The organism is Draconibacterium orientale (genome assembly GCF_900111425.1).
Lineage (GTDB): Bacteria > Bacteroidota > Bacteroidia > Bacteroidales > Prolixibacteraceae > Draconibacterium > Draconibacterium orientale.
In genome coordinates this window covers 116,572-138,914 of record NZ_FOHT01000007.1, presented here as the reverse complement: position 1 = coordinate 138,914, position 22,343 = coordinate 116,572, and the positions used below count along the sequence as shown (strand labels likewise).

Here is a 22,343-nt window from a genome sequence, read left to right as displayed (position 1 = left end):
TGGTCGTTGCCCGGAGTTGAAATAAAACCTTAGTGAGAGCGGGAAGCTCCGAGGAATCGAGGAGATCACCCGTCCGAACTTAGGTTTTATGAAAACGCAGGGAAAGGATCAAAAGCAGCCTTGAATTTTCTGTTTCGTCTTTGCTTCAAGGCAAAGATGAAAGCCGCCGGCAGGCAGAAAGTTACAGTTCTTCTCTTGCTTCTATAAAATTTTTATTCCACCGGATTTTACGGGTGATCCAATATCCACCTTCAGATTGAATAATAAACCAGCAGCAAATTTCACCCATAAAAAAAGCCCGTAGCAAAACTACAGGCTTTCGTGGTTGACCCGCCAGGGCTCGAACCTGGACTCTTCTGAACCAAAATCAGACGTGTTGCCAATTACACCACGGGTCAGTCCTTATTGTGTCTTTTCGTTAAAGACGGTGCAAAAGTATAAAAAATTTTTATTCTGCAATATCTGGGCGAAAAAAAATCTCTCTTTCGAAAAAAAAAGGTGAAATGCATTTTGAGAATCATGTTCGAAGCTTTGTTGTATAAAAGCTTATATTTGCCTTTGTTCAAAAATTAAATGCAGATCATGCAACACACAAAATTAATCAATAACATTCTTGGTTGGCTTGTTTTTATCGTCGCTTGTATAACTTATTTTGCTACTCTTGAGCCCACAGTTAGCTGGTGGGATTGCGGAGAGTTTATAACAAGTGCCTTTAAACTGGAAGTGGGTCACCCGCCGGGTGCGCCTACCTTTATGATTTTGGGCCGGATATTTACGCTGTTTGCTCCCGATGTTACCAAGGCTGCCGTTATGGTTAATTCGTTGTCGGCCATTGCAAGTGCCGCAACCATCATGTTTTTGTACTGGACGATCGTGCATCTTGCCCGCAAACTTTTCCCCGGGGAAAAGCTAAACACCGGCGAACAAATTGCCGTGTGGGGAAGTGGTTTGGTTGGAGCGCTGGCTTTTACTTTTACCGATTCGTTTTGGTTTTCGGCGGTAGAAGGCGAGGTTTACGCCCTGTCGTCGCTGTTTACGGCCATGGTATTTTGGGCCATTCTGAAATGGGAAAATGTGGCGCACGAAAAATACGCGAACCGCTGGTTGGTGCTTATCGCTTATTTAATGGGCTTGTCGATTGGCGTTCACTTGCTGAACCTGCTGGCTATTCCGGCTATCGGAATGGTTTATTATTTCAAGAAATACGAATTCTCGTGGAAAGGTGTAATTTATGCGCTGGCCGCCTCAATGGGTATCTTGCTGGGAATTCAATATGGTATTATTCCCGGAGTTCCGCACGTTGCTTTTATCTTCGACCGTATTTTTGTGAATGCATTCGGATTGCCGTTTAACTCGGGAATATTGTTTATGGGCGCCCTGGTGGTAGCCGGTTCTGTGTGGGGAATTAATTACACCCGAAAAAGAAACAAAGTGGTGTTAAACACCGCACTTACAATGGTTATTGTTATTCTGATAGGTTACTCATCGTTTGCATTGATCGTTATTCGTGCGTCGGCTAATCCGCCAATGAACCAAAATAGCCCGGATAATGCCTTTGCTTTGGTTCGTTATCTGAACCGCGAACAGTATGGCGACCGCCCGCTGGTAAAAGGGCCTTACTATAATGCTCCGCGAATTGCAACGAAAGCTCCAAAGGAGCAATACAATAAAGTTGACGGGAAATATGAAATTACCGGAACTATGCCGGGTGGTTCGGTATATGAGTCAAAAATGGAAACCATTTTCCCGAGGATGTACTCCGACAAAGCCAACCACGTTCAGGCATACAAAGAATGGGGAAAAGTAAAAGGAACGCCCGTACGGGTGCGCGATCGTGGCGAAGTAAAAACGCTGCAAAAGCCAACCTTTGCCGAAAACCTTCGCTTCTTTTTTAGCTACCAGGTTGGACACATGTACATGCGTTATTTTATGTGGAACTTTGTGGGCCGGCAAAACGATGTACAGGGACACGGAGGTTTTCAGAATGGAAACTGGGTAAGCGGAATTTCGTTTATCGATGAGCCAAAAACCGGGCCGCGCGATAACATGCCCGAATGGATGAAAAATGATCCGAGCAGAAACGTGTATTACTTTTTACCGCTGTTGCTGGGGCTTCTGGGTTTATTCTTTCAGTATAACCAGGGCAAAAAAGGGAAAGAAACGTTTGCCGTTACCATGCTGCTGTTTATTCTTACCGGTATTGCCATTGTGGTTTACCTGAACCAGTATCCTTACCAGCCACGCGAACGCGATTATGCTTATGCGGGCTCGTTTTATGCCTTTGCCATTTGGATTGGACTGGGCGTGCTGGCCATTCACTCCGGATTAAAGAAGGTATTGAAAGGAGCACCGGGAGCAGTGTTGGCAACCGCAATTTCGTTGATTACTGTGCCGGGTGTGCTGGCCTCGCAAAACTGGGACGATCACGACCGATCGGGAAAATACATGACACGCGATTATGCCAAAAACTACCTCGAATCGTGTGCGCCAAACGCCATCCTGTTTACTTATGGCGATAACGATACTTTCCCGTTGTGGTATGTGCAGGAAGTGGAAGGTGTACGTAGGGATATTAAAATCGTAAACATTAGTTATTTGGGAATGGACTGGTACATTAGTCAGCAGCAGTTTAAAACTTACGATGCTGATCCGGTGCCGTTTTCATTCACAAAAGATAAATACTACATGGGCCGTATGGATGCGGTGCTTTTCCAGGGTCGCATAAAAGGATCGGTAGAACTGAGTGAAGCCATGGATTTTTTAGGCAGCGACGATGTGCGCACAAAAATACAGGTAACCAATGGTGATATGATGGATTACCTGCCATCGCGCGATTTTCACATTACGGTTGATAAGCAAAAAGTTCTGGATTCGGGAACCGTAAAGCAGAAAGATGCTGATCTTATTGCCGACAGGGTAAGCTTCAGGATTTCGGATAATCTGATTTCGAAAAGTGAAATGGCCGTGTTGAATATGATTGCTGCCAACAACTGGGAGCGCCCCATTTATATCGATCACAGTTTGATATTTACCGGAAATATTCATTTCCTCGACTGGTTGCAGTTTGAAGGACTAGCCTACCGGTTTGTGCCAATACGAACGCCAAAACAAGGCGTAACTGCCGGACGAATAGACGCCGAAATTCTTTACGATAATGTGATGAATAAATTTGTTTGGGGAAATGTAAACGATCCGGATATTCATATGGACGAATACAACCGCAAGCAGATAAATATTATGCAAACGCAATATATGTTTACGCGTTTGTCGCAGGCTTTGCTGGCCGAGGGAGAAACAGAAAAAGCCATTGAAGTGGCCGATAAAATGTTTGAGCTTTTCCCGAACGAGAAAATTCCGCTTGATTACAGCTCGTTCCAAATGGCAGCACAGTATTACGGTGCCGGAGCCATTGAAAAAGGAAATGAAAAAGTACGTATAATGGCGGATAACTGTTTTGCCCTGCTTGATTATTATGCATCATTACCCGACAATTTTGCGGCAGCTGTGCAAAACGAACAAAACCGTCAGATCTCGCATTTGCGAAACCTGGTGATTCTTACACGAAACTACAAGCAGGATGAGTTGTTCGCTGAGCTGGATGCCAAACTGCAGGAATTGATTGCCCGGTTTCAGATTAAAGCCAATTCTTAACCGCTGTTTCGTTGAATTTGTTTAAATAATTTAGTTGCCAGTTTTTTACCCCGCGACCGAATACCTGCTGTAGGATGGAATTCCATTTCCTGCTCGATGATCTGCAGAACCTCCGGTTTCAGGTCGGGTTCCAGCTCCGAGATATTGAACAGAATTTGCATGGCATGCACCCGCACAGCCACGGCCTCGCTGCCCGAGGTAAATGCTTCAATGCAATAATCAAACAGAAAACCAATGTGTTCTTTGGGCAAGGCATTCATACTGATAAGCTTTAACCAGTGGCGGCGTTTGCTGGCATTCATTTCTGTTTCTAACTGCCCGATCAGCGCCCGAAGATAAGGCTGCAAAAGCTCCGGTTTTTCGTCATGAATTTTATCGACAAGGTAAGCTGCGCGCCAGCTTTTTTGTCGCGTATCGTTTAGGGCAAGCTGTACGAGAGTATGAAACTGCTCCGGATCGTTAAGTATTGATGCGGCAACAACTTCAATGTTTTCCCATGCGTTGAGGTGCTCGAAAAGTTCCTGTTCTGTCATCAGCGGTTGATTTCATAACAAGCAGAAAAGATAGAAACTATTCTTCAAGTTTCTATTTTTACCGGATGATTCAAGTTACCTGCGCCATAATAATCCATCAGGGGAAAATTCTTGTTGCTCAAAATAACGAAAGCTCCGATCATCCTTTTCAGTGGGAATTTCCCGGTGGAAAAATAAAATCCGGAGAAACAGAAGAAGCGTGTATTGTTCGCGAAATAGCCGAAGAATTAAATCTGACTGTAAAGGTTGTAGAGGCCCTAACTCCTGTTGAACACAATTATAAGATTAAAGCCATTCGTTTGATTCCTTTTGTTTGTGAGTTGATTTCGGGAAAAATAAAATTAAACGATCATAACGCAGTAAAATGGGTAACGATTGACGAATTGGATGAACTGGATTTGGCCGGGGCCGATAAAGTGTTGATGCAACTGGCGGAGAACCGCGATCGGCTAAAGAAATACGCCGGGAAAAAGATGCACTAACCCTGACAAAACACCAGCCCAGCCTATTATTGATAAAATCATAAACAAAACCGTATGTCGTCGTTGGGCATAGTATTTATTGGCCAGGAAAGCACCAATGGGAATGGTTAAAATAACCGGTGTGGCAATAATAACACCCCAAAAGCCGTAGTTCGATTTCATGCGGGTAATAAAACGGTTTCGGCGGGTAAAAATTCGTTTGGGTTTTTTCTTCATTCTGTTGATACACCAGTTGCGGTAGCGTCCCCGCATGGAGTTCGGAATAGCTTTGCACAAACACGGCCACAAAAGCATTAATCCGCGGTTTAAGGGTTTGCTGATGTAGTAAAAAAACAGAAATCCGCCAATTCCCCCGGTAAGCACAGCCAACAGCGCGTACTTATAATCGAGGCCGATAATCATGGCATAAGGAAGGGTAACAATATACTTTACCGATGCCAGCAATACGATATGTAGTATTTTAAGCAACACAATTACCTTTTCGTGTGCTGATAGAACGCACGACGGGCTGAAAAGGTTGCGTGCCCCGGACGGGCTTTATATATTCTTAACGATTTTTAAACATGTTAGCCCACCACATTAATCGGTTCTCCATCAACAAAAGCCTTAAGGTTATCAACCGCAATTTGCATTAACCGTTGACGGGCTTCAAGCGTTGCCCAGGCAATGTGTGGCGTTATAAAGCAATTCTTCGCATTGGGTAGCGGATTTTCGGGCGAGGCAGGTTCTACCGACAATACATCGAGGCCGGCACCGGCAATCTTTCCCGCATTTAGTGCATCGGCCAAATCCTGCTCGTTTATCAGTGGTCCGCGGCCGGTGTTTATCAGGAAAGCCGTTGGTTTCATTTTTCCTATGGTTTCTTTGTTTATAAACCCCTGGTTCTCGCTGGTTAGCGGGCAGTTTATGCTGATAAAATCGCTGGTCTCCAGCAAAGTATCAAGATCAACCTGGCGGGCATCGAGGTCGGTTATTTTTTTGCTTCGGTTGTTAAAAATTACCTTCATGCCAAAAGCCAGTGCTATACGGGCAACGGCTTGTCCAATTTGCCCAAAACCAATAATGCCCAGCGTTTTTCCGGCCAGCTCGGCTTGTGGCGACAGCCAGTAGGCAAAGTCTTTGCTTGCGGCCCATTCACCTTTGCTAACCGATTCGGAATGCAAGCCTACATTATTGGTAAAATGCAATAGGTGGGCAAAAACCAATTGCGCTACCGACTGCGTGCTGTACGCCGGAATATTGCAAACGGTAATTCCTGCATCGTTGGCCGCAGCTATGTCAACAACATTGTAGCCGGTTGCCAATACACCAATAAACTTTAACTGAGGTAGCTGTTTAATAATTTCGCGGTTAAGAACGACCTTGTTGGTATAAATGATTTCGGCACTGGCAGCGCGCTCAACGGTTTGCTCCGGCGTTGTACGGTCGTAAACGGTTAATTCTCCCCATGCCTTTAAAGTGTCCCAGCTTAAGTCCCCGGGGTTTAGTGCATAGCCATCCAAAACAACAATCTTCATAACTCTGATTTATTAATTTGATGTCAAAAATAAACAAAATGAGCAACCCGCTTGTTTCGCGAATCAAAATGAAAGCTTTATATTTATTGTGTTATACAATAAAAGAAAAAAAAAGGACGAATTAAATTGTGGATTATTTTCCCGGCACAGTAATGTTTTTTCTGTGTATTGCTGATATTCACATAACCTGATAACCCTATGGAAACAGATAATCCGGGTAGTGCACCCGCCATAAAAAAACTTAAAATTCTACTGGCTGAAGACGACAAAATTAATCAGAAGCTGTTTTCGTACATGCTAAACGATATTGCCGATGAACTGCTAATTGCCTCAACAGGTGTTGAAGCCATAAATCTTTATGAAGAGCATTCGGATATCGATTTAATTTTAATGGATTTAAAAATGCCCGAAATGGATGGCTTCGAGGCCGTAAAGAATATCAGAAAATTGGATAAGGTGGTTAAAATATTTGCTTTATCAGCCTTTGCACCCGAAACACAGAGCGAGATAGTAAACGGAAACGATTTTAACGATTACGTGAGCAAGCCCATTCGCAAAGCCGATCTTTTAAAGATTATCGGGGAATATTTCTAGAACGATTTCAAACTAAAATCAGAATTCTTTAATTATTCCGATAGTAAATCCCAGGTCATCGGCTTCGTCGGTAATAAGCGGCCGGTTGAGAACAACATCAAGCGCTGTTTTCAGGGGGACAAATTCGGCAGAGAGATCAAGAACTTCTCCTAAAACAAAAGCATCCCATTCTTTCTCCACCACTTTAACTGCAATGGTTTTCAGGTTACCCGAAAGGATCCATTTCTTAAGATGTTTGGTGTAGTTGTACTGGGCGTTAATAAAGCCACCGTCCTGGTAACGATCGCCACGTTGCAGCGACATCCAGGGCGAAACCTCAGCAGTAAAGGTATGGACTGAACTTGAGGGCTTTCGTAAAAAATTCCAGTTCCAGGTAATTACCGGCTGAATCCACGAAAGCTGGTCAACTGTTTCGCTGTACTGGTAGCTCACAAAAATTACCCGCGACTTCTTTGGTATCACTCGCGCTTCCTGCTGCGCAAAAGCAAGGCTGTCGGCTTGTTCCGATTCGTTCGTGTGGTTCACCCCGCCAATCATGTATATGGGAGTCAGGTTTCGTAAATCGTGGGCATAGTAAAAATACAGACTCCAGGGGCCACCAACCGAAAACTCCGTACTAAACTCGCCGGTTGGTTTTTCTTCGGTAAACAGATTGGTGGGATCGAGCCATTGCGAACGCAGCGAAACACTGGTTTGTGCTTTACAATTTAATACAAAAACGAATAGAAGTACGGCAATGCCAATGCGGTAAATACAGGTTTTAGTTGTCACGGTTAAGTTGTTTAGAATGAAAGCTTAAAATTAGCAGGATTTCTGATTTTATGGAATATTTATGAACTAAAGTGTAGCGTTTATTGAAGTGCTGCGCCTTTCTCGCTCGCTTTTTTCTGAAGGTATTAATAAGCTTGCAAGGGGGAGCAAGCACAAATGATATTTTTGAGCATTAACTAAAAACTCCACCCAAACATTGCAGCTGGTTCCCCATGCTTGAGGAAATGGCTACAGGCAAAGACTAGGGCGTTGCCGCAGACGCATAATTTAATCCTTCGCCTATTCCAAGCATACCAGCTTGTTGGATTTACGTAACAGGAAATAAGGTTAATAAGGTTTTGCGGTGTTGTATGTTGGTTTCTACTAAGGTTTATTTCGAAAATAAGGTTTCCTTTGGGAGCTATAACAAACCTTTTCAATTTGAGTAACCTTAGTAGCCTTGTTTAGTTAATACAACCAACCTTATTATTTTCGTTTGGTGACATGCACTGTAATGACAAAACCAATAACTTTTAATATCCATTTTTCTCTCAGCCTGTTGGGAATTCCTCTCTCTAGAGGAAATGGCTACAGACAAAGACTAGGGCGTTGCCGCAGACACGTAATTTAATCCTTCGTTTGCCAACTGGTAGCCAATCCATTTACAAAAGGCCGTTCCGGAGGGCAGCCATTTGTCTTTAGAAGGTCAGCTAAAAGGGTATCAGCTACAGCAGATAATTGCTATTGATTTCTCCTTTCGTTGGTCTGCCCTTCATTGTAACAGAACACTTCTGAATGCGTATATAATACAGCCTGCCAGGTCTTGCAACGATCATTTTTACCGACCGTAGAATTTTAAAATTACACCATTAAAATCAATAGCTATGAATCCGTTAAGTAACATGAAAACAAGTGAACGAAGAGTCAGCATTCCTATTCCGGGAAAAATTAAACCGATGGCTCATGCAAATCAAACACAGGCTTTGATTGATGAAATAAATGAAGAACTGAACAGCGAACTAAAAATAAGCTATAAAGCCTATAAAGAGGATGGCAGTCAGATCGAAAAAGGAGATGAATTTAATTTGGATATTATCATCTCTGTGGATGATAGCCACTATACGAATTTAGCTTTCGACAATCTAAAGGTAACCTTTACCTGCGATAATAAATATGCTACGCTGCTAAATCCAACACAGACTAAATTCATTCGATGTATTGAAAAAGAATTTCACAGAATTACCGGATCACATCCTGTAAAGATACAAGCCAGGCTTTTAGCCACAGGCGCAATTTACCCGGAAGTTGTAAGCGGCATTGCAGAGAACATGGGGATGTTGGTAATTGAAGCCGATCCGGTTATTCAGTCATTATTTCATATCCACAACGTGATTAGTGATATTCCGGTTGAGATACAGCCTGGTCATTAAAAAAAATCGCTGGCAATGCTGGAAACTTCGGTACCTGCCAGCCGTGTATTTTGCTTCTGATACCGGCGGCATTAACTATTTATAGCAAAACCGAAAGAGGTGCACACGACTCCGATCGGTGTCGTACCTTTTTATTACTATAAACATACAAATCCTCCGGACTTTACGTGTAATCCCAATTAATGCCCACTAATAAAAACAAAAAGCTCCGACCAATGGCCGAAGCTTTATTATCATTAAGAACAAATATTTTAAGCTTTGTATTCGTCCCAGCTTTTAACCTGAATATCATCAATGCTGTATTTGCAAATTCCGTAAAGGAATGCACTTGCCACACGAGCGTTCGTAATAAGCGGAATATTATAATCGATGGAACTTCGACGGATCTGGTAACCATTTTTCAACTCGCGGTTGGTATGGTTTTTCGGGATATTAACCACCAGGTCTATCTTTTTATTCTTGATCATCTCGATGGTATTTGGCGACTGATCTTCCTCATCCGGCCAGTGTACCAGCGTATTTTCAATGCCGTTATCGCGGAAGAACTTATGTGTTCCTTCAGTAGCAAAAATATTGTAGCCTTTTTCAACCAGCATTCTGGCGCTGTTCAGTAGCTCCAGCTTACCGCGCGATGGTCCGGAAGAAATCAGAATGTTCTTTTTCGGGAAGTTGTACCCCACCGACATCATTGCTTTCAGAATCGCCTCGTAATAGGTTTCGCCAATACATCCCACCTCTCCGGTCGACGACATATCAACACCTAAAACAGGGTCGGCTTTCAGCAAACGTGCAAACGAGAACTGCGGTGCTTTTACCCCCACATAATCCAGTTCGAACAACGATTTATCCGGTTTCGGCACATCGATTCCCAACATCACTTTTGTGGCAATTTCTATCAGGTTCAGTTTCATCACCTTCGATACAAACGGGAAGCTTCGCGATGCACGCAGGTTACACTCAATAACTTTAATGTCGTTGTCTTTTGCCAGAAACTGCATGTTGAACGGCCCGGTAATTTCCAGTCCTTTTGCAATCTCACGGGCGATTTTCTTCACCCGGCGAATGGTTTCAACATAAAGTTTTTGCGGCGGGAAAACAATGGTAGCATCACCCGAGTGAACTCCGGCAAACTCCACGTGCTCCGAAATGGCATAAGCCACCATTTCGCCCTTATTGGCCACGGCATCAATCTCAATTTCTTTGGCCTGCTCGATAAACTCGGTAACAACCACCGGGTGCTCTTTCGAAACATTGGCCGCCATCTGCAGGAAGTGCTCCAGCTGATCAGGGTTCGAAACCACATTCATGGCTGCACCCGAAAGTACGTACGACGGACGAATCAGCACCGGATAACCCACCTCATCAACAAACTTGTGAATTTCTTCAATGGTTGAAAGGCGCGCCCAGCGAGGCTGATCAACTCCAAGATCATCAAGCAATGACGAGAATTTTTCGCGATCTTCGGCATTGTCGATTTTTTTGGCCGATGTTCCAAGGATCGGAACATTTTGCCCGTCCAGCTTCATGGCCAGGTTGTTTGGAATTTGTCCGCCCATTGAAAGCACAACTCCATGCGGATTCTCCAGGTCGTAAACATCCATAACGCGCTCAAAAGTCAGCTCATCAAAATAAAGCCTGTCGCAGGTATCGTAATCCGTACTCACCGTTTCCGGGTTGTAGTTGATCATTACCGAACGGTACCCCTGCTCTTTAATGGTGTTGATGGTATTTACACTACACCAGTCGAACTCTACCGAACTTCCAATGCGGTAAGCACCCGACCCAAGCACCATCACCGATTTGTGATCGCCTAAATAAGTAACGTCATTTTCGGTACCGTTATGCGTTAGGTACAGGTAATTGGTTTGTGCAGGATACTCGCCGGCAAGCGTATCGATTTGCTTTACCACCGGAACAATACCATTCGCTTTCCGATATGCCCGAACTTTCAGAATATCTTCACTCATGTTGACATTCTTACTTCTCAGCACCAAACGTGCGATCTGAAAATCAGAATAACCTGCTTGTTTTGAAGCTTTCAACAGCGGAATTGGCAATTTCTCCAATTCGTTAAATTTCTTCAGCTCCAGTTTTATTTTGTAAATGTTATTCAGCTTTTGCAGGAACCAGCAATCGATTTTTGTTTTCCCGTGAATCTGATCGATGGTGTAACCCTTGTTGAACGCTTCGGCAATGGCAAAAATACGTCGGTCGGTAGGATTTGTCAACTCCTCCTCTATTGCTTCAATGGTAATCTCCTCGTTGTTGGCCACAAAACCGTGCATGCCAAGTCCAACCATTCGGATACCTTTTTGAATGGCTTCTTCAAAAGTTCGTCCGATGGCCATAATCTCGCCAACCGATTTCATCGAACTTCCGATATTTTTCGAAACACCTACGAATTTGCTCAAATCCCAACGCGGAATCTTCACCACACAGTAGTCGAGTGCAGGTTCGAAACAAGCTGTTGTTACTTTGGTAACCGAGTTTTTAAGTTGGTGCAAGCCATAACCCAACCCCAGTTTTGCCGCAACAAATGCCAGCGGGTAACCAGTGGCTTTCGATGCCAGTGCCGACGAACGCGACAAACGGGCATTTACCTCAATTACGCGATAATCTTCCGAGTACGGATCGAGTGCAAACTGTACGTTACATTCTCCAACTACTCCAACACGACGAATGATTTTAATAGAGATCTCGCGGAGCTTGTGATATTCCGAGTTCGATAGTGTTTGCGACGGAGCCACAACAATACTTTCGCCGGTGTGAATTCCAAGCGGATCGAAGTTCTCCATATTACAAACGGTAATACAGTTGTCGTATTTATCACGAACTACCTCGTACTCTACCTCTTTCCATCCTTTAATCGATTCTTCAACCAGGATTTGTGGCGAATACGAAAATGCACTACCGGCCAGCTTTTCCAGCTCCTCTTCGTTTTCGCAGAAACCCGAGCCTAAACCTCCCAGCGTATATGCTGCGCGGATAATAATTGGAAAGCCAACCTCTTTTGCGGCAGCTTTCGCTTCAGCCATATTTGACGCCGCAATACTTTTACATGTCTTAACATCAATTTCATCAAGCATGTTGGCAAAAATATCGCGGTCTTCCGTGTCGATAATCGACTGAACCGGCGTACCAACTACTTCAACATTGTATTTTTCGAGAACTCCCGATTCGTAAAGTGCAACTCCGCAGTTCAGCGCAGTTTGCCCACCAAATGCCAGAAGAATTCCCTGTGGTTTTTCTTTTTTGATTACCTCTTCAACAAAATGAGGCGTAACAGGCAAAAAGTAAATTTTGTCTGCAATGTCTTCAGATGTTTGAATGGTTGCAATGTTCGGATTGATAAGAACCGTTTCAACACCTTCCTCTTTCAAGGCTTTTAGCGCCTGTGAACCGGAATAATCGAACTCACCGGCCTCGCCGATTTTTAGTGCTCCCGAACCAAGAACAATTGCTTTTTTAATATGTGTTTCTATCATAACTACTATTGATTAACGATTGATGATTAACGATTGATGATTTTAGATTGTCGCTCCGAAATACTTATTAACATATCATTATGCGCTTTTATTCTTCTTTACTGTTTCTATACTTTTAACAAAAATGGAAATCAATTCGTTGTTTTCAACGTAACACTCCTCCAGCAAAGCCACTTCAGTTAAAAGTTTGGAATATTTTATGATTTTTATGGCAACGAAAGTTTCTCTAAGCTCTTTTAAGCACACGCTCATTTTATGAATAAAATCTTTTTTCGATTCAGCGCTTTGTGCTTCTCCATAATTTAGAGCAGGTGACGTTCCTGAACGTACAATTTGCCCTTTCATATGATTGCCGATTGGAGAATTCGGCAGTTTTTCTGCCAGTTCAATAATCCTTGCAGCAAATACAATCAACCTCTCTTCTAACTCAAATCTGTTCATTTCGGCTCGCAATCTTAAATCTAAAATCGTTAATCGATATTCTTAAATCAGTTCCGGCTTTTATATTCTACGATATTTTTAATGAACTCATCGAATAAAAACTCGGTATCAACCGGTCCGCTCGATGCTTCCGGATGAAACTGCGTTGAGAAGAAAGGCTTTGTTTTGTGCCTGATTCCTTCGTTGGTTCCATCATTTACATTGGTAAACAATGGTTCCCAGTCGTCAGACAATGTTTCGGTTGCCACAGCAAATCCATGGTTTTGCGAAGTGATGTAACATTTGTTTGTTCCCTGCAGCAAAACCGGTTGGTTGTGACTTCGGTGACCAAATTTCAGCTTGTAGGTTTTTGCACCGGCGGCACGTGCCAGCAATTGGTTACCCAAACAAATCCCCATAATTGGCTTTTCTGCTGCAATTACATTTTTAATGTACTCAACCGTTACATCGCAATTTGCCGGGTCACCCGGGCCGTTCGAGATAAACAATCCATCGAATTCTTCATGGGTAAAATCGTAATCCCATGGCACACGAATTACCGTAGCTCCGCGATCGAGCAAACAACGAATAATGTTGTTTTTAACTCCACAGTCAATCAACACTACCTTGTGCTCTCCATCGCCATAAACTTCGCGCTCTTTACAACTTGCAACCGCTACCAGGTTTTCTTTGTTCGGATCGTAAAAGTCAATTTCATCTTCAAATTCGATCTTCCCCAACATCGAACCTTTCTCACGTAAAATTTTTGTTAAGGCTCTCGTGTCGATATCGAACAAACCCGGCACTTCGTATTCTTTCAGCCAGTCGCTCAAACTTTTCTCTGCGTTCCAGTGGCTGAATTCGAATGAATAATCAGAAATTATCAATCCGGAAATGTGCAATTTGTGCGATTCGTAATACTTGTGTATTCCGTTTTCTTTCCTGTTAAAAGGAACACCATAATTCCCAATCATTGGGTAGGTCGACACCAGGATTTGTCCTGTGTAAGATGGATCAGTCAAACTTTCCGGATACCCTGTCATTGCGGTATAAAAAACGACCTCTCCGGCCACCGACTTTTCGCTTCCGAAGGATTTTCCCATAAAAACCGTCCCGTCTTCAAGCGTTAATTTTGCCTGTTTTACTTTGTACATATTCCTATTTAATAATTAAAAAAAATGCGCTTGCCCTAAAATAGTTCAAACGCATTTCAGTTATTCTTTATACTTATTTTCAAATACACTTTCTCAGCCATAATGTTAAGAACATGATCTTTAAATCATTTTCCGGTACAAAAATAGAAAATATTCTGAAATTCTTACCAGTTCTTTTATAAAAATGAATATTTTTGCACCATAAATGAATATTTATTCAATGAAGAATAAAGTACAACGACAACGAGAAATACGAAAAATAATACAACGAGGCAGTGTACACAGCCAGGACGAATTATTGGTTGAATTAAAACGCCGGGGATTTGAACTGACACAAGCTACATTATCGCGCGATTTAAAAGTGTTGCAGGTAGCCAAAGTGCCCCATCCGGCTAAAGGATACGTTTATACAATTGCTGAAAACGGGGAAACGGAAAGAAACAATTCAGAACACGTTAACCGTATAAATTACCTGGCCGACGGATTTAAAGACATACAGTTTTCGGGCAACCTGGCAGTTTTACGCACATTACCCGGATACGCCAGCAGCATTGCAGCCGTAATCGATTCGACTAGTCCGTGGGAAATTTTAGGCACCGTTGCAGGAGACGATACTATATTAATAATACAAAGGGAAGGAATATCGAAAAATGATTTGACAGAGGCATTAATAAAAATTCTGCCAAAGCTTAACGACAAATTGTAGATCGAAAGATGAAGAGTTTAGAAAATATTAAAGTTTTAATTGCCGGCGAAAAACACCTGAAATTTATCGACGACATAAACGACGCTATCGACAGTGCATCGAAACAACGCGGCACCGGAATTGCGCGTCGTACATTTGAATACCTTGCTTCGAAAATGAAGGAGGGAAAAGCAATTATAGCCCTTGAAGGAGACAGTTTCGCTGGTTTCTGCTACATAGAAACCTGGCAGGAAAAAGGCTTTGTGGCCAACTCGGGTTTAATTGTTGGTAAAGAATACCGTGGAATAGGTCTTGCAAAAGCGATTAAAAAGAAGGCTTTCGAGCTGTCGCGCAAGAAATACCCGAACTCAAAAATATTTGGGTTAACAACCGGTTTGGCCGTCATGAAAATTAACCACGAACTGGGTTATCGTCCGGTTACATTCTCGGAATTGACGTTAGACGACCAGTTCTGGAAAGGTTGCCAGGGATGTATAAACCACGATATTCTGGAGCGCACCGGCCGTACAAAATGCCTGTGCACCGGAATGCTTTACGACCCGGCATGGGAAAAACCAACATACACCAACGGAAACGGAATTCGGAAACGCAGCCTGCTCGACCTTCTACCCAAACGTTTTGTGGGGGTTGCAAAAAAGAAAAATAAAATAACAGATAAAAACAAGTAGAGTGGCATCTCGCTATTCAACAAACAGCTACATACTTAAGTTGAATAACAAACGCCGTCGCTCTTATAAAGATATTGAGACATGAGTAAAAAATTAGTACTGGCATTTAGCGGAGGTTTAGACACATCGTTTTGTGTAAAATACCTGAAAGAAGAAAAAGGTTACGACGTTTACACGGCAATTGCCAACACTGGCGGCTTCTCCGACGAAGAATTAAAAGCCATTGAAGAACGCGCGTTAGCATTAGGCGCGGTTGAGCACATTACACTCGACGTAACTAACGAGTATTACGAAAAATGTATTCGCTATATGGTTTTTGGCAATGTTTTGCGTAATAACACCTACCCTATTTCGGTAAGTTCCGAAAGAGCATTTCAGGCCATCGCCATTATCGAGTATGCTAAAGAAATTGGGGCAAAATACATCGCTCATGGTAGTACCGGTGCCGGAAACGACCAGATTCGTTTCGACCTTACTTTCCAGGTGCTGGCTCCCGAGATTGAAATCATTACACCAACCCGCGATATGTTGCTTACCCGTCAGTACGAAATTGATTACCTGAAAAAATATGGTTTCGAAGCCGATTTCACAAAAATGGAATACTCGATTAACCAGGGACTTTGGGGAACCAGCGTTGGCGGAAAAGAAACATTGACCACCGACAAAAATCTTCATGAAGAAGCTTATCCTAGTCAGTTGGAAGCCACCGAGCCAAAAACCATTGAATTGGGTTTTGAAAAAGGCGAACTGGTTTCGCTTGATGGTGAATTTTACGAAAACGGCCCTGATGTAATTCGTGCACTGGAAGCCGTTGCTTCGAAATATGCCATTGGCCGCGACACACACGTTGGCGACACTATTATTGGAATTAAAGGCCGCGTTGGTTTTGAGGCTGCGGCACCGCTTATTACCATTAAAGCCCACCACCTGCTGGAAAAACATACGCTTACCAAATGGCAATCGTACTGGAAAGAGCAGTTGGGCAACTGGTACGGCATGTTCCTGCACGAAGCCATGTACCAGGAGCCGGTAATGCGTAACATCGAAGATTTCCTGGAATCGACTCAGGAAAACGTAACCGGAAAAGTGATCGTAAAACTGAGACCTTACAACTTCGAACTGGTTGGTATTGAATCGGAGCACGATTTAATGAATTCAGGATTTGGCCAATACGGCGAAACCGTTGAAGCATGGACCGCCGACGATGTAAAAGGGTTTACCAAAATCTTATCAAACTCGTTGAAAATATATAATAAGGTAAACGGAAGTTTGTAAGAATGTTGAATGATGATTAACGAATATTGAATTTCGAAGGAAAAATCTGAAATCAAAAATCGTTAATCTACAATCGTTAATCAAATGATTAAAGTTGGAATAATAGGAGGAGCCGGGTACACTGCCGGAGAGCTGTTGAGAATTTTACTGAATCATCCGCACGCCGAAATTGGTTTTGTACAAAGTACCAGCAACGCAGGCAACCCGGTTTCGGATGTACACATTGATTTACTGGGTGAAACCGAAATCAAATTCACCGACCAAATGCCTTTTAACGAGGTGGATGTAATTTTCCTTTGTATGGGCCATGGCAAGTCGATCGAATTCATGGAGAAAAATACTTTCCCACAATATTTGAAAATTATCGACTTAAGCCACGACTACAGACTTAAAAGAGAAGGCAACGACTTTGTTTACGGTTTACCTGAATTAAACCGCGAAGAAATTGAATCATCAGAACGAATTGCCAATCCGGGGTGTTTTGCCACCGGCATTCAGCTGGCACTGTTGCCACTTGCAGCGAATGATTTACTGCAGGATGAAATTCATGTTCAGTCAATTACCGGATCAACCGGTGCCGGGCAAAAGCCAACAGCAACTTCGCATTTTAGCTGGCGAAGCAGCAATGTTTCGGCATACAAAATTTTCCAGCATCAGCACGAAGGAGAGATCATTCAAAGCCTGACACAATTGCAGCCGGGATTTGAAAAAGACTTCAACTTTGTACCGATTCGCGGAAACCACACACGTGGTATTTTTGTAGCCTGTTATACCAAATTCGATGGAACGCTGGAAGAGGCTAACGAATTATACGAAGATTATTATGCCGATCACCCGTTCGTTTTTGTAACCGACAAAAACCCGGGAGTAAAACAAGTAGTAAACACCAACAAAGGCGTAATCTATCTGGAGAAACACGGCAACAAACTGGTAATAATCAGCTTAACCGACAATTTAATAAAAGGCGCATCGGGCCAGGCAGTTCAGAACATGAACCTGATGTTTGGCCTGGATGAAAAAGCCGGACTGAGTTTGAAACCGGTAGCGTTTTAGTAAGGTAAAAGGCAAAATAATTGCACGCGGATAACGCAGATTAACGCAAACAAGATCAGCGTTTTCAGCGAAATCTGCGAGAAAGAATTAAATATGAAACTATTTAACGTATATCCACTTTTCGACATCACTCCTGTAAAAGCAGAAGGCTGTTATGTTTGGGATGAGAACGGGAAAAAATACCTCGACCTTTATGGCGGGCATGCGGTAATTTCGATCGGGCACAGCCACCCCACTTATGTTGAAAAGATAAGCAAACAGCTTCAGCAAATCGGATTTTATTCGAATTCAGTACAAAATCCCCTACAAAAGGAACTCGCCGAAAAATTAGGCATGCAATCGGGCTGCGAAGACTATCAGCTATTTCTGTGTAACTCGGGTGCCGAAGCCAACGAAAATGCACTAAAACTGGCGTCATTTATAACCGGTAAAAAGAAGATTATCTCTTATAAAAAAGGTTTTCACGGACGTACTTCGGCGGCTGTTGCCATTACCGATAATCCAAAAATTATTGCTCCGGTTAACGAAACCGACAATGCGCTTATCCTGCCTTTTAACGACATTAATGCAACGGAAGAAGCATTAAAAAAAGGCGATGTGGCGGCTGTAATTGTTGAGGGAATTCAGGGAATCGGCGGAATACATGTTCCCGACATCGAATTCCTGAAAAAACTGAAACAGCTAACCGAAAAATATGTGGCCGTTTTAATTCTGGATGAAATACAGTCGGGTTACGGACGAAGCGGAAAATTCTTCGCCTACCAGCATACGGATATAAAACCCGACATTGTTACCATGGCCAAAGGAATGGGTAACGGATTCCCAATTGGCGGCGTACTCATTCAACCGGAAATTGAGCCTTGGTTTGGCATGCTCGGAACCACTTTTGGTGGCAACCACCTGGCTTGTGCTGCAGCCATTGCAGTTCTGGATGTAATGGAAGACGAAAACCTGGTTGAGAATGCTGAACAAGTTGGAAATTACCTGATGGGTAAACTGGCGGAAATGAATGCTGAGTTCGAAATCAGAGGAGAAGGATTAATGATCGGGTTGGAATTTAAACAGCCCATTGCCGAAATTCGCAAAAAACTGCTTTTCGATTACGGAATTTTCACCGGCGTATCGGGGCAAAACATTATCAGGCTGTTGCCACCACTCAGCTTAACAATCGAACAAGCCGACACCTTTTTAGCAGCGTTTGCAGATGTACTGGACTCGTTCGCTGAATAAATAATGATTTAAAAACTACATTTTCTAAATTCGACAAAATGGAAAATAAAAAAATAGCAATAATCGGCGTAGGAAACATGGGAGGCGCCATTGCGCTTGGCCTTTTAAAATCGGGCTCTGTTGATGCAGGCAACATCTCCGTTTCCGACAGAAAAGAAGCGACACTCGAAAAAATGAGCGATCTGGGAATTCATGCTTTCCACAATAACCTGGATGCAGCAAAAGATGCTGATGTGATTATTGTTGCCGTAAAACCCTATCATATCGAGGGAGTAATTAACAACCTGAAGCCCATTTTGTCGCCGGAGAAGATTTTCATTTCCATTGTTGCCGGTGTAGGTATCGATACCCTTGGAGAAATGGCCGGAAACGACATTCCTATTTTCCGGGTAATGCCCAACACCGCAATTGCTTTGCAGGAATCGTTAACCTGTATTTCGGCAAACGGCAACACCGAGCCCTACCGCGCGTATGTGGTTGAACTGTTCGACAAACTGGGAAAAACCATCGAGATTCCCGAAGAACTGATGGCCGCAGCAACGGTACTTTCGTCGTGCGGAATTGCTTATGCACTCCGTTACATTCGTGCGGCCATGCAAGGTGGTATCGAAATTGGTTTTAGCGCCGAAATGGCTCAGCTAATTACGGCACAAACGGTAAAAGGCGCAACCGAATTGCTATTGCAGTCGGGGCACCACCCTGAAAGAGAGATCGACAAAGTAACCACCCCGATGGGCGTAACGATTACCGGCCTGAACGAAATGGAACACAAAGGCTTTAGCTCTTCGCTTATTCTGGGAGTTTTAGCCTCATACAAAAAAATAAAAGACAACTAAAAACGGTGCAGACCCGCTATAAAAAAATAACAGTAAAAGTAGGCAGCAATGTGCTGGCCAAAGCCGACGGAACGCTAAACGTAGCGCGCATTGCCCACCTGGTTGACCAAATTGCTCATTTGCAAAAAAATGGTGTCGAGGTGGTTTTGGTTTCATCGGGAGCAGTTGCTGCAGGCCGCGCTGTAATGAAAGAAACAAAAAAGTCGGATGCCGTTTCGCAACGACAGTTATGGGCTGCACTGGGTCAGGTAAAATTAATATCGCGCTATTCCGATTTTTTCCACGAAGAAGGATTAACCTGTGCGCAGGTGCTCACCACCAAGGAAAATTTTTCGAGCCGCCGCCATTACCTGAACATGAAAAACTGTATCACCACCTTACTGGAAAACAAAGTGATACCGATTGTTAACGAAAACGATACCATCTCGGTAACCGAACTGATGTTTACCGACAACGACGAACTTTCAGGGTTGATCGCGTCGATGGTTGATTCCGAAGCACTGATCATCCTCAGCAATATCGATGGAGTTTACACCGCTCACCCCGATAGCGAAGGAGCCGAACTGATCGAGCGTATTCAGGTTAACGACAAAGCCCCGCAAGATGCCATTTCTTCTGAACGATCGGATTTTGGCCGCGGTGGTATGCTTACCAAATTCCGAATTGCAAAAAAAGTGGCCGGCGATGGAATTGGTGTTCATGTAGCCAACGGAACCCGCGCAAATATTCTTGTCGATCTGCTCGACAAATCAAAAAACTTAAAGCACACTTTTTTCGTACCTAACGAGAAACCATCGAGCGGAGTAAAAAAATGGATTGGCTATTCCGATGGGTTCACGAAAGGCCAGGTGCAAATCAACGAAGGAGCACGAAAAGCACTGCTTTCCGACAAGGCCGTTAGCTTGCTTCCTGTGGGAATTGAGAAAGTTGAAAGCGAATTCAAAAAAGGAGATTTAATAAAAATAACAAGCATAAACGGCGAGTTTGTCGGCATGGGAAAAGCCTCGTATGGCTCTGAAAAGATTGAAATAGAGAAGCAATCCGACAAGCAAAAACCGGTAATACATTACGATTATTTGTATTTAGAATATAAAACAAACGAAACATTAATTTAGAATATAAAAAAGCTCAGAGTAACCTTTAACGAAGTTTGTCTGCCACGGCAAACTACCCTTACTCCCTTTTTTTTGATGCCTTAATTTGAACATATTCTGAGCTCCCTCTCCCTCCCCCGGGAGAGGGTTTTTCACTGAAAGACCATTGCCTATGAAGATAGAACAACAGCTTAAAAAAACGCTGGAAGCATCGCGAAAGTTAAACCTGGTGAATGACGATCAGGTTAAACATTTGTTATTGGAGCTGGCCAACGAAGCAAGGACACAATCGGAAATTATTCTTGCCGAAAACCAAAAAGATCTGGATCGTATGGATCCGCAAGATCCAAAATTCGACCGACTGAAATTATCGGAAGAAAGAATAGAAGGCATTGCCTCCGACATGGAAAACGTTGCCCGCCTTGAAAGTCCGGTTGGAAAAACCTTAAAAGAAACGGTTCGCGAAAATGGCCTGAAAATCAAAAAAGTTACCGTACCCTTTGGTGTAATCGGGATTATTTATGAAGCCCGCCCGAATGTAACTTTCGATGTTTTTGCTTTGTGCCTGAAATCGGGAAACGCCTGTGTTTTAAAAGGTGGCAGCGATGCCATTTACTCCAACCAGGCCATTGTTTCTATTATCCGCAATGTGCTTAAGAAGTTCGGGTTCGACGAAAACACCGTTACACTGCTTCCTGCCGGGCGCGAAGAAACCAACGAAATGTTGCGTGCTCACGGATACATCGATTTGATCATTCCGCGCGGAAGCCAGGGACTGATCAACTTTGTACGCGAAAATGCCACCATTCCGGTAATTGAAACCGGTGCCGGAATATGCCACACCTATTTCGATGAATTTGGCGATGCCGAAAAAGGCCGCGAAATTATTTTCAATGCAAAAACGCGTCGTCCTTCGGTTTGCAATGCCTTGGATTGTTTACTAATTCACGAAAGTCGGTTGAATGAGCTGAATAACTTTGCCAAAAAACTTTCGGAAGAACAGGTGGTGATTTATGCTGATGAAAAAGCATACCAACAAATAAAACAGGTTTACCCGGCGGAGCTCTTGTTTGAAGCCACTGAAGAATCATTCGGAACAGAATTCTTATCGATGAAAATGTCGATAAAAACCGTAGGTTCTTTTGATGAAGCTTTGAACCACATCAATACACATTCATCAAAACACAGCGAAGCAATTATTTCTGAAAACCAGGAACGAATAGAAATGTTTCGTAAAATGGTAGATGCGTCTTCCGTGTATTCCAATACATCAACCGCTTATACCGACGGCGCACAGTTTGGACTGGGAGCCGAAATTGGCATCAGTACACAAAAACTGCACGCCCGCGGGCCAATGGCATTGGAAGAGCTTACCAGCTACAAATGGATAATTGAAGGCAACGGACAAGTTCGTCCAAGGTAAAAGGTAAAAGTTGAGCGAAGCGAATTGAAAATCGGCCAACGC

19 protein-coding genes and 1 tRNA gene are annotated in these 22,343 nt (G+C 43.2%); 12 read left to right on the top strand and 8 right to left on the bottom strand.

Features of this window, described 5'->3' with window-relative positions:
- Positions 1-322 precede the first annotated feature (322 nt).
- Positions 323-398, bottom strand: a tRNA-Gln gene (locus tag BMW53_RS06195).
- A gap of 184 nt (positions 399-582) precedes the next feature.
- On the opposite strand from BMW53_RS06195, the gene BMW53_RS06190 reads away from it, so the two are divergent.
- Positions 583-3,651 carry a glycosyltransferase family 117 protein gene (locus tag BMW53_RS06190; protein WP_051568162.1) on the top strand — a complete coding sequence of 1,023 codons (3,069 nt, stop codon included), beginning with the start codon at positions 583-585 and terminating at the stop codon, positions 3,649-3,651.
- Here the strand turns inward: BMW53_RS06190 and BMW53_RS06185 are convergent.
- On the bottom strand, positions 3,648-4,184 hold the full coding sequence (locus BMW53_RS06185) for a HEAT-like fold family protein (RefSeq protein WP_038557987.1): 537 nt from the start codon (positions 4,182-4,184) through the stop codon (positions 3,648-3,650). The genes BMW53_RS06190 and BMW53_RS06185 overlap by 4 nt on opposite strands.
- Before the next feature lie 65 nt (positions 4,185-4,249).
- Here BMW53_RS06185 and BMW53_RS06180 point away from each other — a divergent pair, with 65 nt between their 5' ends.
- Positions 4,250-4,666 (top strand): (deoxy)nucleoside triphosphate pyrophosphohydrolase, encoded by a 417-nt coding sequence (locus BMW53_RS06180; RefSeq protein ID WP_038557985.1) that lies wholly within the window; start codon positions 4,250-4,252, stop codon positions 4,664-4,666.
- Here the strand turns inward: BMW53_RS06180 and BMW53_RS06175 are convergent.
- Positions 4,634-5,134, bottom strand: a complete 501-nt coding sequence (locus tag BMW53_RS06175; RefSeq protein ID WP_139178035.1) for a hypothetical protein — start codon at positions 5,132-5,134, stop codon at positions 4,634-4,636. The genes BMW53_RS06180 and BMW53_RS06175 overlap by 33 nt on opposite strands.
- Before the next feature lie 98 nt (positions 5,135-5,232).
- Entirely contained in the window at positions 5,233-6,183 is a 951-nt protein-coding gene (locus BMW53_RS06170) for a D-2-hydroxyacid dehydrogenase (RefSeq protein ID WP_038557981.1), read from the bottom strand.
- 198 nt (positions 6,184-6,381) lie between these two features.
- Between BMW53_RS06170 and BMW53_RS06165 the strand changes: the two genes are divergently transcribed.
- Entirely contained in the window at positions 6,382-6,777 is a 396-nt protein-coding gene (locus BMW53_RS06165; RefSeq protein WP_051567785.1) for a response regulator, read from the top strand.
- Positions 6,778-6,795: 18 nt separating this feature from the next.
- On the opposite strand, the gene BMW53_RS06160 is transcribed toward BMW53_RS06165, so the two are convergent.
- The gene (locus BMW53_RS06160; protein ID WP_038557980.1) at positions 6,796-7,548 is read right to left on the bottom strand and encodes a hypothetical protein; all 753 of its coding nucleotides are present in this window, start codon (positions 7,546-7,548) and stop codon (positions 6,796-6,798) included.
- An 863-nt stretch (positions 7,549-8,411) separates the two neighbouring features.
- On the opposite strand from BMW53_RS06160, the gene BMW53_RS06155 reads away from it, so the two are divergent.
- The gene (locus BMW53_RS06155; RefSeq protein WP_038557978.1) at positions 8,412-8,957 is read left to right on the top strand and encodes a hypothetical protein; all 546 of its coding nucleotides are present in this window, start codon (positions 8,412-8,414) and stop codon (positions 8,955-8,957) included.
- 251 nt (positions 8,958-9,208) lie between these two features.
- Here BMW53_RS06155 and carB read toward each other — a convergent pair whose 3' ends face one another.
- From carB to carA, 3 genes are all read right to left on the bottom strand, one after another.
- Positions 9,209-12,442 (bottom strand): carbamoyl-phosphate synthase (glutamine-hydrolyzing) large subunit, encoded by a 3,234-nt coding sequence (gene carB / locus BMW53_RS06150; RefSeq protein ID WP_174416370.1) that lies wholly within the window; start codon positions 12,440-12,442, stop codon positions 9,209-9,211.
- Between the two features lie 78 nt (positions 12,443-12,520).
- Positions 12,521-12,883, bottom strand: a complete 363-nt coding sequence (locus BMW53_RS06145; RefSeq protein ID WP_038557976.1) for a four helix bundle protein — start codon at positions 12,881-12,883, stop codon at positions 12,521-12,523.
- A gap of 47 nt (positions 12,884-12,930) precedes the next feature.
- Positions 12,931-14,016 carry a glutamine-hydrolyzing carbamoyl-phosphate synthase small subunit gene (carA, locus tag BMW53_RS06140; protein ID WP_038557974.1) on the bottom strand — a complete coding sequence of 362 codons (1,086 nt, stop codon included), beginning with the start codon at positions 14,014-14,016 and terminating at the stop codon, positions 12,931-12,933.
- A gap of 220 nt (positions 14,017-14,236) precedes the next feature.
- Between carA and argR the strand changes: the two genes are divergently transcribed.
- The 8 genes from argR to BMW53_RS06100 all read left to right on the top strand — a co-directional run bounded on the left by argR (position 14,237) and on the right by BMW53_RS06100 (position 22,301).
- Positions 14,237-14,722: an arginine repressor gene (argR, locus tag BMW53_RS06135; protein WP_038557972.1), complete on the top strand. Its 486-nt coding sequence runs from the start codon at positions 14,237-14,239 to the stop codon at positions 14,720-14,722.
- Between the two features lie 8 nt (positions 14,723-14,730).
- A complete protein-coding gene (locus tag BMW53_RS06130; RefSeq protein WP_038557970.1) occupies positions 14,731-15,390 on the top strand; it encodes a GNAT family N-acetyltransferase in 660 nt (219 codons plus the stop codon).
- Positions 15,391-15,471: 81 nt separating this feature from the next.
- A complete protein-coding gene (locus BMW53_RS06125) occupies positions 15,472-16,665 on the top strand; it encodes an argininosuccinate synthase (protein WP_038557967.1) in 1,194 nt (397 codons plus the stop codon).
- An 84-nt stretch (positions 16,666-16,749) separates the two neighbouring features.
- Positions 16,750-17,718: an N-acetyl-gamma-glutamyl-phosphate reductase gene (gene argC, locus BMW53_RS06120; protein ID WP_038557965.1), complete on the top strand. Its 969-nt coding sequence runs from the start codon at positions 16,750-16,752 to the stop codon at positions 17,716-17,718.
- 93 nt (positions 17,719-17,811) lie between these two features.
- On the top strand, positions 17,812-18,948 hold the full coding sequence (locus tag BMW53_RS06115) for an aspartate aminotransferase family protein (RefSeq protein ID WP_038557963.1): 1,137 nt from the start codon (positions 17,812-17,814) through the stop codon (positions 18,946-18,948).
- Between the two features lie 38 nt (positions 18,949-18,986).
- Positions 18,987-19,784: a pyrroline-5-carboxylate reductase gene (gene proC / locus BMW53_RS06110; protein ID WP_038557961.1), complete on the top strand. Its 798-nt coding sequence runs from the start codon at positions 18,987-18,989 to the stop codon at positions 19,782-19,784.
- Positions 19,785-19,789: 5 nt separating this feature from the next.
- The gene (gene proB, locus BMW53_RS06105; protein WP_038557958.1) at positions 19,790-20,899 is read left to right on the top strand and encodes a glutamate 5-kinase; all 1,110 of its coding nucleotides are present in this window, start codon (positions 19,790-19,792) and stop codon (positions 20,897-20,899) included.
- A gap of 151 nt (positions 20,900-21,050) precedes the next feature.
- Positions 21,051-22,301 carry a glutamate-5-semialdehyde dehydrogenase gene (locus BMW53_RS06100; RefSeq protein ID WP_038557956.1) on the top strand — a complete coding sequence of 417 codons (1,251 nt, stop codon included), beginning with the start codon at positions 21,051-21,053 and terminating at the stop codon, positions 22,299-22,301.
- Positions 22,302-22,343: the final 42 nt, after the last annotated feature.

Bases quoted from the DNA above. Each gene is read 5' to 3' on its own strand.
- BMW53_RS06190 (WP_051568162.1), top strand. From the start codon at position 583: ATGCAACACACAAAATTAATCAATAACATTCTTGGTTGGCTTGTTTTT.
- BMW53_RS06185 (WP_038557987.1), bottom strand. From the start codon at position 4,184: ATGACAGAACAGGAACTTTTCGAGCACCTCAACGCATGGGAAAACATT.
- BMW53_RS06180 (WP_038557985.1), top strand. From the start codon at position 4,250: ATGATTCAAGTTACCTGCGCCATAATAATCCATCAGGGGAAAATTCTT.
- BMW53_RS06170 (WP_038557981.1), bottom strand. From the start codon at position 6,183: ATGAAGATTGTTGTTTTGGATGGCTATGCACTAAACCCCGGGGACTTA.
- BMW53_RS06165 (WP_051567785.1), top strand. From the start codon at position 6,382: ATGGAAACAGATAATCCGGGTAGTGCACCCGCCATAAAAAAACTTAAA.
- BMW53_RS06155 (WP_038557978.1), top strand. From the start codon at position 8,412: ATGAATCCGTTAAGTAACATGAAAACAAGTGAACGAAGAGTCAGCATT.
- carB (WP_174416370.1), bottom strand. From the start codon at position 12,442: ATGATAGAAACACATATTAAAAAAGCAATTGTTCTTGGTTCGGGAGCA.
- BMW53_RS06145 (WP_038557976.1), bottom strand. From the start codon at position 12,883: ATGAACAGATTTGAGTTAGAAGAGAGGTTGATTGTATTTGCTGCAAGG.
- carA (WP_038557974.1), bottom strand. From the start codon at position 14,016: ATGTACAAAGTAAAACAGGCAAAATTAACGCTTGAAGACGGGACGGTT.
- argR (WP_038557972.1), top strand. From the start codon at position 14,237: ATGAAGAATAAAGTACAACGACAACGAGAAATACGAAAAATAATACAA.
- BMW53_RS06130 (WP_038557970.1), top strand. From the start codon at position 14,731: ATGAAGAGTTTAGAAAATATTAAAGTTTTAATTGCCGGCGAAAAACAC.
- BMW53_RS06125 (WP_038557967.1), top strand. From the start codon at position 15,472: ATGAGTAAAAAATTAGTACTGGCATTTAGCGGAGGTTTAGACACATCG.
- argC (WP_038557965.1), top strand. From the start codon at position 16,750: ATGATTAAAGTTGGAATAATAGGAGGAGCCGGGTACACTGCCGGAGAG.
- BMW53_RS06115 (WP_038557963.1), top strand. From the start codon at position 17,812: ATGAAACTATTTAACGTATATCCACTTTTCGACATCACTCCTGTAAAA.
- proC (WP_038557961.1), top strand. From the start codon at position 18,987: ATGGAAAATAAAAAAATAGCAATAATCGGCGTAGGAAACATGGGAGGC.
- BMW53_RS06100 (WP_038557956.1), top strand. From the start codon at position 21,051: ATGAAGATAGAACAACAGCTTAAAAAAACGCTGGAAGCATCGCGAAAG.